This window comes from Curtobacterium sp. CFBP9011 (genome assembly GCF_034045095.1).
In the GTDB taxonomy this organism is placed as follows: Bacteria; Actinomycetota; Actinomycetes; order Actinomycetales; family Microbacteriaceae; genus Curtobacterium.
Map to the genome: position 1 here is coordinate 94,582 of NZ_JAXCWN010000004.1, position 10,259 is coordinate 104,840.

Sequence of the window (10,259 nt, forward strand, 5' to 3'; positions counted from 1 at the left end):
GAAGAGGAACACACATGGGGAACAAGAAACCAGTCCTGATGGTCGGTCTCGCGCTGGCGTCCGCGCTCGTCGTCGGACCAGCGTCCCTCGCGTCGGCGACGCCGACCGAGATGCTCGGGCACGGCTCTGAAGCAGGTGGCGTCCTGATGACGAACGACGGGCCGGGGTCGAGTGGCGAGGCCCGCGGCAGCACGGTTCGCAAGGACGACGGTGGCGGTGGCAGCTTCTGGCAGTGGGGAGTCGGGAAGGACGACGCTTGGTCGAACTTCTTCCGCGAACGTCGGTGTCACGGAGCCACCGCTGTCGGGGTGAAGTCGAAGCGCGTCACCGGAGTCGCGGGCGGCAGGTACGCGCTCGCCACGGCGCCGAAGGCCCGGAGTGGCAACAAGGCGTACTACCACAACTGCTGAACGGACAGCGGGGCGTTCTCCGGGGAACGCCCCGCTCGCCGCTCTGCCCATCGGTGCTGCCGGAAGGAGACCCATGCGCATGCGCTCGGTGCGTCTCGCCTACGTCATCCCACCCCTGCTCGCCGTCGTCCTCGCCTTCCTCGGAGCGACCCGACTCAGTGAGTCCGGCGTGGTCGGTGTCTCCTCCGTCGTGACTGCCGTGGCCGAGCGCGGGATCACGTCGAACGGCCGGATCGCCGCCTCCCTCGAAGACGTCGCACGACGACACCAGGCCACGGTCGTCCGGACCGTCGCCGACCGGTCCGCACCGACCGCCCGGCGCACCGCTCTGGTGACCGCCGCGCCGGGGACCGACGGTGCCGAGTGGCTGCGGGACGGCTACGCGGACTTCTCCCGGACGGTACGCACGACGGTGCGGCCGATGGCGGCGCTCGACCGCTACGACCCCGCCGGCTCGTACGAGGTCATCGGTGACGATGGCGCTGGACGGGCCACTGCCGCAGCGCTACAGGCCGCCGGTTTCACGACCAGTTCCGAGTCGGTCCCCGTCCTCGACCGCCTCGGCGTCGCCGGGGGCGTCCAGGGCACGTCCGGACTCGTCGGTTGCCTCGTGCTCGGTTGTGTGACGCTCTGCCTGGTCGGGACGATCGGATCGCCACGCCGGACGGCTGTCCGCGGTCTGCACGGTCGCAGCGCCTGGGCGATCGTCGGCTCCGAGCTGTCCGAGGCCCGGACGACCGTGCTCGTCGCGCTGGTCGGAGCACCGGTCGTCGGACTCATCCTCTGGTGCCACAACGGTCTCGCGGCGTGGGCGACCTTCGCGACCTCGGCAGCGGTGTTCCTGGCAGCCCTGCTCATCCCGGTCATGGCGGTCCACGTCGTCGGAACGCTCATCGCGGCCCGCCGTCCGATCGCGGCCACCCTCAGGGGAGCTCGGCCTCCGGGGACGATCGTCCTGGTGGCACAGGTTGCTCGACTCTCCGCGACGTTGCTGCTGGTCGCCGCGGTGTTCGACCTCACGGCGGCAGCCGCAGCGGCCCGGTCGGGATCCGGTGACCGTGAGCTCCGTGCGGCCGGCGAAGCCGTCCAACTGTGGGTCACCCCGGACCCCCGGCCCGGATCGACGACGCAGGACTACTGGGACCGGATCGGTGATCTCGTCGGCACCGCTCTCGACCGGCACGAAGCCCTGCTCACCGCCGCGGTCGAAGTCGGCACGGGAACCCGTTCGGGGTCCGCCCCCGCGCTGTTCGTCGACGCCGAGTACCTGCGTCATCAGGACCTCCGGGCCGAGAACGGTGACCGCATCACGGTGACCGACGACCGCATCGCGGTTTGGACCCCGCCGGGGTCCGACCTGGACCGAGCGGCGGTGATCCGTGCGCTGGTGGGCTGGGAGCTCCGAGGGGCGTCCGACGAGCAGCGGCGGCACATCGGCGGTGGGGTCCTCCGATCCGCCGGGGCGTACACGTACGCCGGTGACTCGTCGGCGGTCTCCTGGCTGACCGATGCCGTGGTCGTCGTCGTCCCGGATGCCTCCCGTGTCTTCACGCCGGACCAGCTCGGGGCTTGGCTGTCCACCGGTGACGTCGTCTTCACCTCTGAAGCCGCTGCCGATCGCGCCATCGACGCGGCCGATCTCGGCGACGAGTTCAGCGCAGTCGTGTCCGTGGGGCAGGCGGCAGCTGAACGTCGACGCCAGGCCGAGACCGCCGTGGGCATCGCGGTGCTCGCGACGATCAGTGGTCTGGCGGTCGTCGTCGCCCTCGCCGTGATCGGTACCACGGCACATCACCGACGTCACGGCCGTCGGCTCTTCACCGACATCGCGGCCGGTCGCCCGTCGGCTCGTGCGAACGGCGACCTGCTGCTCGTCGAGAGCCTCCTGCTGGCAGTGGGCGGTGTCGCGGTCGTGAACCGCTGGTGGCGAGCACGACCTGACGGGTCGGGAGCCGTCTCGGCACTGGATCCCGCCGCGCGCGCGGCGGGCGTGGGTGGAGCATCGGCAGCCGCGGTGCTCGTGCTGCTCTCGCTGGTGGCCGTGGCCGTGGTCGCCGTCTCGACCCGGGCGGTCGTCCGGTCCCGTGGAGGTCGATCGTGATGCTCGAAGTCGACCGTGCAGCCAAGCGTCGGGGTGGACGGCTGCTCTGGCAGGACCTGTCGTTCGGTGTGGCGCGAGGCGAGGTCCTCGCACTCACCGGACCGAGCGGATCGGGCAAGTCGACCCTGCTCGACTGCATCGGGCTCATCGACTCACTGGACTCCGGGGCGGTCCGCATCGACGGGACGACCGCGGGCAGGAGCTTCGGTCGAGCCAGACGACTCCGGCGGGACCACCTCGGCTACCTCTTCCAGGACTTCGGCCTGGTCCACGACATGACGGTCGACGCCAACATCGACATCGGACGTCCGGGTCGTGCACGAAGGGGGTCCCGGATGCGGACTGCCGAGGCGTTGGAGCGGGTCGGACTCGCAGGACGCGGAAGCGACCGTGCGCACGACCTCAGCGGCGGTGAGCAGCAGCGCGTCGCACTCGCTCGACTCCTCGTGAAGCAGCCCGACGTCATCCTGGCCGACGAACCGACCAGCGCACTCGACGACGACAACGCCCGGATGGTGTCGGAGACGCTCACCGACTTCGCATCGGCCGGAGCTGCTGTGCTCGTCGCGACGCACGACCCCTCCGTCGTCGCCTGGGCGGCGAGCGTCCTGCGGCTGGAGCCGACGGGCCTGAGGTGAGCCACCGGCAGTGGTCCTGGCGTGCGCTGCGGCCGCTGCTCCGCGACGGTCGTGGTAGCTCCGCGACGGTCGTGGTCAGGGCCTCCCGGCTCCCGCCGCGGCGTCACCACCACCCGGCAGCGCGAGTGCCCCGCGGCGGTGGACCGCCCACACCGTCAAGGCGAACCCGAACAGGACGGCCCCACCGATCGTGACCGCCGTCCACCCGCCGAGCCCCCAGAGCACCGAGGCCAGCGCGGAACCGACGGCGCCCCCGATGAAGTTCCCGGTCACGAAGGCCGTGTTGAGCCGACTCCGCGCTGCCGAGTCGATCGCGAACAGCCGGGTCTGGTTGAGCACGTTCGCCGCCTGCACCCCGATGTCGAGCAGCACCACTGCGACGAGGACCACCACGATCGACCGCGCTCCGAGCCCGGCGACGACCAGTGACAGGAGCCCGAGCGCGAGCGCCGCCCCGGTCACCGGCACCGACAGTCCGCGGTCGTGCAGACGTCCGACACGCTGGGCAGCGACAGCCCCGGTGAGCCCGGCCAGTCCGACGAGACCGATCGCGGCCGGCGAGTACCCGAACGGCGGAGCACTCAGCAGGAACGTCAGCGCCGTCCAGAACATCGTGAACACCGCGAACGCCGACGCGCCGAGCACCAGGGTCACCTGCACCGACCGGTGGTGCGCGACCGCACGGAACACCGACCCGATGAGCTGTGGGTACGGCACCCGGTCGCGACGGTCGAGGTGGGGGATCGCCCGGCGCAGCAAGACCGCGAGCACGAGGGCGGCGACCGCGGCGACGACGTAGATCGCGCGCCAGCCGGCCACCTGGGCCACGAGCCCGCTGACCGTCCGCGACACCAGGATGCCGGTGAGCATGCCGGACGCCACGGTGCCGACCACACGACCTCGGGCGGCCGGGTCGGCCAGGTCGCCGGCGAGCGGTGTGAGCAGCTGCCCGGCGACGGTCGTCAGCCCGACCAGGCCGAGGGCACCGAGCAGCACGCCGAACGAGGGTGCGACCGAGGCGAGCAGCAGCGCGACCGCCGACGCGACGAGCACCCCGGGGACCAGACGCCGACGGTCCAGGACGTCACCGAGCGGGACGACCAAGAGGATCCCCAGCGCGTACCCGACCTGCGTCACGGTGACGAGCAACCCGGCCAGCGACGACGAAGCGTGCAGGTCCGCGGCGATCTCGTCGAGCAGCGGCTGCGCCCAGTACAGGTTCCCGACCGCGGCGCCACCGCCGACGGCGAACAGGAGGGTACGGCCGGTCGTCATGCCGTGCGGTCCGGACGGGTTCGGGGTCTGTGGTGTCACGTGGACGACGGTAGACGGAGGCGACCACACGAGGGAGGTGACGTCCGTGCCCCTGTCCCCACGTGCCTCCCGGCCGGGGACCACGCGCGGGACGGAATGCACACAGCCGACAGGTGTTGTCTCCGGTTCACCGCCCTCCACCGGAAGGACCCGCATGACCGCGACCCCGCACGCCCTCGTCGTCGGCGCCACCGGCATCGCCGGATCGGCGATCGTCGACCACCTCGTCGCCGACGGCTGGACCGTCACCGCGCTCTCCCGCCGCCCGGGAGCGGAACGCACCGGGGTCACCTGGCGCTCCGCCGACCTGCGCTCCGCAGAGTCGTTGACCACGACCCTGGCGGACGTCCCCGCCACCCACGTGTTCTTCACGGCGTGGTCGCGGCAGGCGACCGAGGCCGAGAACATCGCCGTCAACGGGGGAATGGTCCGCGACCTGCTCGCCGCGCTCGCCGACGCACCGGTGCAGCACGTGGCGCTGATGACCGGGCTGAAGCACTACCTCGGCCCGTTCGAGGCGTACGGGCAGGGCGCGATGCCGGACACCCCGTTCCACGAGGACGAGCCGCGCCTGGACGTCGACAACTTCTACTACGCGCAGGAGGACGAGCTCTTCGCCGCCGCCGCGCGTCAGGACTTCACCTGGTCGGTGCACCGCTCGCACACCGTCCTCGGGTACGCGGTCGGCAACGCCATGAACATGGGGCTCACCATCGCGGTCGCCGCGGCGATCAGCCGGCACACCGGCCGACCGATGGTGTTCCCCGGCAGCGAGACGCAGTGGAACGGCCTGACCGACGTCACCGACGCCGACCTGCTCGCCGCGCAGATGGTGTGGGCGGCGACGGACCCGGCCGGGTCCGACGAGGCGTTCAACACCGCGAACGGCGACGTGTTCCGCTGGCGCTGGATGTGGCCACGGATCGCGTCGCACCTGGGTGTCGAGGCCGAAGGCTTCGACACCGCCCCGCGCCCCTTCGAGGAGCAGATGGTCGACGCGGCACCGGTCTGGGCCGACATCGTCGCCGAGCACGGCCTGGTCGAGCCGGACCTGGAGCGCCTGGCGTCCTGGTGGCACACCGACGCGGACCTCGGGCGGGACATCGAGGTGATGACCGACATGTCGAAGAGCCGGCTCGCCGGGTTCACCGAGCACCACCGCACCCTCGACTCGTTCACCCGGCTGTTCGACCGCTACCGGGCGGAGCGGCTCGTCCCCTGACCTGATCGGGTGCGGCACCGCGTGGCGCGGTCAGGACCCGGTGGTCAGCGGGACCTGCACGATCCGGTCGTCGCCCGCGCCGGGATCACCGCGCCCGTCGGTGTTGTTCGTGACGAACCACAGCGTGTCGTCCGGCCCAGCCAGGACCGTGCGGATCCGGCCGTACTCCCCGGCGAAGTACTCGTGCGCGCTGCCGGGGTCGTCGACCGGGACACCGCGGAGCACCCGGCCCTGCAGGTTCGCGATGAACACCGTGTCGCCGACGACGGCCAGACCGCTCGGGCTGGCGTCGTCGGTGGCCCACTGCTGCACCGGGTCGACGAACCCCTGGTCCTCGCCGCCGGTGCCCTCGACCTCGGGCCAGCCGTAGTTTCTGCCCGGCTCGATGACGTTGAGCTCGTCACGCCGGTCCTGCCCGAACTCGGAGGCGAACATCGTGCCGTCCGCACTCCACCCGAGGCCCTGCACGTTCCGGTGCCCGAGGCTCCAGACGGGGGAGTCCGGGAACGGGTTGTCGTCCGGAACGTCGCCGTCCGGGGTCAGTCGCAGGATCTTGCCGGCGAGCGAGTCCTGGTCCTGCGCGTCCTCGCTCGCGCCGGCGTCCCCGACGCTGGCGTAGAGCATGCCGTCCGGTCCGAACGCGATCCGGCCGCCGTCGTGGAAGGTGTTCGCGGGCAGGTCGTCGATCAGGGTCGTCGCGTTCCCGAGCGTGTACGAGCCGGTCGAACCCCGCAGGTCGTAGCGCTCGATGCGGTTGCCGTCCTCGCCGGTCGAGTAGACGAACAGGTCGTCGTCGTGCAGGGCGAGACCGAGCAGTCCGCCCTCGCCGCCGTGCCGGACGCCGGGGACGGTGCCCACGGTGCGGGTGTCACCGTCGGCTGACAGCTCGAGCACCTCCGCCGAGTCGCGCAGGCTGACGAGCGCGTCGGCACCGTCACCGGTGCGCACGACGGACCAGGGTGCCTCCAGTCCGGTGACCACGTCGCTCGCTGGCCCGTCCGGTGCGACCTGTCCGGTCGCCAGATCGGCCGGGGCGGAGGCCCGGGGTGCGCCCGACGGGTCGCTCCGGTCGTCGCCGGTGCAGGCGGTGAGGGCCAGGGCGACGAGCGCGACGCTCACGGCCGAGACGGTACGACGGGTCTGCGTCATGGGGTGCCTCCGGGGTGGGTGTCGACCGATTGCACCCCGCGGAGGTGCGGAGAGGCTGGGCGCGTGCGGGTCACGGACACGACGCGGACACGACACGGACACGCTCGTCGTGTCGGTCGGCCGTGCCATGCTCCGGGCATGCAGACCACCGCCGGCAGTCGTCGCCTCGTCGTCGTCGCCGCACTCGTCCTCGGCGTCCTGGCGCTGACGGCGTGCTCTGGCACCGACGCCGACCGGCAACGTTCCGCCCAGGCCTGGCTCGACCGGACCGCGGACACCGTCGCCGACCCCGACGGCTGGGACAGCGGCGGTGGGCAGCTCCTCCGCAGCGGCGACGTCGCCGAGGGCGGCCTCATCAGCGAGTCGACCCCGGCTGGCGACTACGACGTCGTCGCGGTCTGCCGCGATGCCGGAGCGGTCCGGGTCACGGTCCGGGTCTTCCCCGAGGGCCGCGACGGCGAGGACGGCGTCGTCGCTGGCCGGGCCGCGCTGCGGTGTGGACGGACGGCGCGCATCCCGATGACCGTGCCCGCTCGTTCCGGGGTGTGGATCCAGGCGCGCACGAGTGACCGGTCGGAGTACGCGCTCTGGTACGGCACGATCGCCACACCCGGGTGGACGCCGCAGGTCTCTGGCTCTCGCTGAGGGGTGTCCGACCAGAACCTCCCGACGCCGACCCGATCGTCCTACCGTCGACGGCATGCAGATCGAACCGAAGCAGCCCACCACGAAGAACCCGCCCGAGATGTTCACCGGCGACGTCTGGCTCGACCCGATCGCGGCACCGAAGGAGCCCGGACAGACGATGACCGTCGCGATGGTCCGGTTCACACCGGGAGCCCGGACCGCCTGGCACTCGCACGCCAAGGGGCAGACGCTGCACGTCACCGACGGGGTCGCCCTCGTCGGCACGCGGGACGGCCAGGTCGTCGAACTGCGCCCCGGCCAGACGCTGTACACGCCCCCGGGCGAGGAGCACTGGCACGGCGCGACCCCCGACGACTTCATGGCGCACCTGGCGATGCTCGACAACGCCGACGACCCCGCGACGACGACGACCTGGCTCGAGCACGTCGCCGACGACGAGTACCACCGCCCCTGAACGAACCGGCCATCGACCCCGGGCTGCCGCACCGGGCGGCCTGGTTCAGTGGAACGACCACCAACCGTCCCCGGAGGACCACATGACCACCATCGCCATCGTCGGCGCCGGCAAGGGCCTCGGGCTCGCCGTCGCGGAACGCTTCGCCCGCGAGGGCTTCGCCGTCGCCCTGATCTCCCGCAACCAGGCGCGCCTCGACGAGCTCGTCGCGTCCCTCCGCGAGCAGGGGCACCAGGCAGCCGGCTTCGCCGCGAACGTCCGTGACGGCGACTCGCTCCGCCACGCGCTCGAGCAGGCCACCGAGCAGCTCGGCCCGATCGAGGTGCTGCAGTACAGCCCGCTTCCCGCCAAGGAGTACATGCGTCCCGTCCTCGAGACCACCGCCGAGGACCTCGTCGGCCCGATCGAGTTCTCGGTCTACGGCTCGGTGAACGCCGTCCGTCAGGTCCTGCCCGGCATGCGCGCGCTCGGCCACGGCACGATCCTGTTCGTGAACGGCGGCAGCGCCGTCCGCCCGGGAGCCCGCGTCACCGGCACCTCGGTCGCGTTCGCCGGTGAGACCGCGTACGCGCAGCTGCTCCACGACGCCGTCCGCGACGAGGACGTCCACGTCGGCCAGCTCATCATCCCGTTCGGCATCGACGACGGCCAGGACGAGCACTCGGGTCGGTCGATCGCCGAGCGTCTCTGGGCGATCCACACCGAGCGCGGCGAGTTCCGCACGTACGCGGAGCCGCTGCCCGAGTGACCGCCGCCGGACGGGAGGCGCGGTGCCGGCCCGCCCCGCGCCTCCCGTCCGCCGCGGCCTGCGGGCCTGCTGGCGCGAGCTGCCGCCGCCCAACAGCAACCGGCCCGAACCACGGCAGTCCGTGGTTCGAGCCGGTTTCTGTTGTGCGCAGCCCGGACGCAGCCCGAGCGCGCCCGGCCCTGCCCAGGCCATCCGCTCGGCAGCCGCCTCACACCGCGGTGAGTTCGCGTCCGTTCGCCTGTTCGATGCGGTGCACGCGCTGCTCCGAGAGGCCGAGTGCTGCCGCAGCTTCCTTGTAGGTCCACTTCTGGACGCGGAGGGCGTGCACGACGGCCCGGCTCTCGGCAGCTGCCGCCAGTTGTTCGGTCGCAGCTCGGGCAGCGCGTTCCCTCGCCGCGCGCCACTTCGCCTCGAGTTCCTCGGGCAGCCCGACGCTGACCTCGACCCGGACCTCCGCGGGGTCGACGTCGAGGACGAGTCCGGCGATCTCCTGTGCCACGTCCTGGACCTCGCCGAGGCTCCGAGCCTGTCCGGTGACGTCGAGCGCGGGGACCTCCACGGTCCACCACCGTCCGTCCTTGCGTGCGACCGCTGCGTACGTGATGTCGGCCATCGTCTCTCCTATCGCCAGTTGTCGGGAGTGTTCGGGAGCTTCCGGAGGAGCTTGCCGACCACGCCGGCGCTGATCTCGCCACCCGGTCCGTGGTTGCTCACGACCTCGTACACGAAGCCGTCCGGCGGTCCCCACAACTCATGCGAGCCCTTGCCGGACCGCAGCAGGATCCATCCGTTCGCACGGAGGACCTTCACGACGTCCCGGTACTTCTGTGGCTTCGGCATGCAGCGTAATCTACCGGGGGGTGAGGTGTCCATCATTCCCCTGTTGACAACTCCCGTCGCCGCAGCCCGATAGCGCGCCGCCACCGCCGCACAACAGAAACCGGCTCGAACCACGGCAGCCCGTGGTTCGAGCCGGTTTCCGTTGTGCGCATCCCGGATGCGCCGCCGGAGCGCGCTGGCCCAGCGCGCCGCGGGCCGCCCGGCCGTCGCCACCGGTGGCCCCGCGCCTCCCGTCCGCCGCGGCCCGCGGGCCCGCTGGCGCGAGCTGCCGCCGCACAACAGCAACCGGCTCGAACCACGGCAGTCCGTGGTTCGAGGCGGCTTCCGTTGTGCGCAGCCCGAGCGCGCCCCGCCGCCCCGCCGCCCAGGCGCCCCCCGCCGCCGGTGGCCCTCCGGGCACCCGCGGGCTACCGTGGGCGCATGCGACGCAGGGACCGTGCGACGGGCGACACCGCGCTGACGGTCGACGAGGCCACCGCCATCGCCGAGCACGCCGAGAACGGTGACCTCGACATGGAGGACCCGGAGGTCCGCCGCCTCGTCGGCGAAGCGAACCGCCTGCTCGTCCGCGCCGGCGTCTGGGGCATCGCGGAGAGCCCGAAGCAGCGCAGTCGCCGCCGCCTCCTGGCGGTCGGTGCCTCGGTGCTCGTGCTCTCCTGGCTCGCCGGGCTCTTCTTGCCACTGCTCGTCCGGCTCACCGAGTAGCGGCCCGCGACCACCCACCGGACGGGAGGT

Annotated in this window: 12 protein-coding genes; 8 read left to right on the plus strand and 4 right to left on the minus strand. The window is 72.2% G+C overall.

Annotated elements, in window-relative coordinates:
* Window positions 1-14: 14 nt before the first annotated feature.
* The 3 genes from SOM35_RS10080 (at window position 15) to SOM35_RS10090 (ending at window position 3,149) form a co-directional block, all read left to right on the plus strand.
* Window positions 15-410 (plus strand): lactococcin 972 family bacteriocin, encoded by a 396-nt coding sequence (locus tag SOM35_RS10080; protein ID WP_320515295.1) that lies wholly within the window; start codon window positions 15-17, stop codon window positions 408-410.
* Between the two features lie 73 nt (window positions 411-483).
* Window positions 484-2,511, plus strand: a complete 2,028-nt coding sequence (locus SOM35_RS10085) for a hypothetical protein (RefSeq protein ID WP_320515296.1) — start codon at window positions 484-486, stop codon at window positions 2,509-2,511.
* Entirely contained in the window at window positions 2,511-3,149 is a 639-nt protein-coding gene (locus tag SOM35_RS10090; protein ID WP_253468014.1) for an ATP-binding cassette domain-containing protein, read from the plus strand. The genes SOM35_RS10085 and SOM35_RS10090 overlap by 1 nt, the downstream gene beginning before the upstream one ends.
* A gap of 75 nt (window positions 3,150-3,224) precedes the next feature.
* On the opposite strand, the gene SOM35_RS10095 is transcribed toward SOM35_RS10090, so the two are convergent.
* Window positions 3,225-4,463, minus strand: a complete 1,239-nt coding sequence (locus tag SOM35_RS10095) for an MFS transporter (protein WP_320515297.1) — start codon at window positions 4,461-4,463, stop codon at window positions 3,225-3,227.
* A 154-nt stretch (window positions 4,464-4,617) separates the two neighbouring features.
* On the opposite strand from SOM35_RS10095, the gene SOM35_RS10100 reads away from it, so the two are divergent.
* The gene (locus tag SOM35_RS10100) at window positions 4,618-5,685 is read left to right on the plus strand and encodes an SDR family oxidoreductase (protein ID WP_320515298.1); all 1,068 of its coding nucleotides are present in this window, start codon (window positions 4,618-4,620) and stop codon (window positions 5,683-5,685) included.
* Window positions 5,686-5,715: 30 nt separating this feature from the next.
* Here SOM35_RS10100 and SOM35_RS10105 read toward each other — a convergent pair whose 3' ends face one another.
* Window positions 5,716-6,834 (minus strand): PQQ-dependent sugar dehydrogenase, encoded by a 1,119-nt coding sequence (locus SOM35_RS10105; protein ID WP_414648567.1) that lies wholly within the window; start codon window positions 6,832-6,834, stop codon window positions 5,716-5,718.
* A gap of 138 nt (window positions 6,835-6,972) precedes the next feature.
* On the opposite strand from SOM35_RS10105, the gene SOM35_RS10110 reads away from it, so the two are divergent.
* The 3 genes from SOM35_RS10110 (at window position 6,973) to SOM35_RS10120 (ending at window position 8,684) form a co-directional block, all read left to right on the plus strand.
* The gene (locus SOM35_RS10110) at window positions 6,973-7,479 is read left to right on the plus strand and encodes a hypothetical protein (protein ID WP_320515300.1); all 507 of its coding nucleotides are present in this window, start codon (window positions 6,973-6,975) and stop codon (window positions 7,477-7,479) included.
* 55 nt (window positions 7,480-7,534) lie between these two features.
* Window positions 7,535-7,936 carry a (R)-mandelonitrile lyase gene (locus SOM35_RS10115; RefSeq protein ID WP_320515301.1) on the plus strand — a complete coding sequence of 134 codons (402 nt, stop codon included), beginning with the start codon at window positions 7,535-7,537 and terminating at the stop codon, window positions 7,934-7,936.
* 82 nt (window positions 7,937-8,018) lie between these two features.
* Complete coding sequence (locus SOM35_RS10120) at window positions 8,019-8,684, plus strand: SDR family NAD(P)-dependent oxidoreductase (RefSeq protein ID WP_320515302.1); 666 nt, start codon at window positions 8,019-8,021, stop codon at window positions 8,682-8,684.
* 208 nt (window positions 8,685-8,892) lie between these two features.
* Here the strand turns inward: SOM35_RS10120 and SOM35_RS10125 are convergent, their stop codons facing one another.
* Both SOM35_RS10125 and SOM35_RS10130 read right to left on the minus strand, forming a co-directional pair.
* The gene (locus SOM35_RS10125; protein ID WP_320515303.1) at window positions 8,893-9,297 is read right to left on the minus strand and encodes a sigma factor-like helix-turn-helix DNA-binding protein; all 405 of its coding nucleotides are present in this window, start codon (window positions 9,295-9,297) and stop codon (window positions 8,893-8,895) included.
* An 8-nt stretch (window positions 9,298-9,305) separates the two neighbouring features.
* A complete protein-coding gene (locus tag SOM35_RS10130; RefSeq protein ID WP_320515304.1) occupies window positions 9,306-9,524 on the minus strand; it encodes a type II toxin-antitoxin system HicA family toxin in 219 nt (72 codons plus the stop codon).
* A gap of 420 nt (window positions 9,525-9,944) precedes the next feature.
* Here SOM35_RS10130 and SOM35_RS10135 point away from each other — a divergent pair, with 420 nt between their 5' ends.
* Window positions 9,945-10,229, plus strand: a complete 285-nt coding sequence (locus SOM35_RS10135) for a hypothetical protein (protein WP_111074083.1) — start codon at window positions 9,945-9,947, stop codon at window positions 10,227-10,229.
* Window positions 10,230-10,259 lie beyond the last annotated feature (30 nt).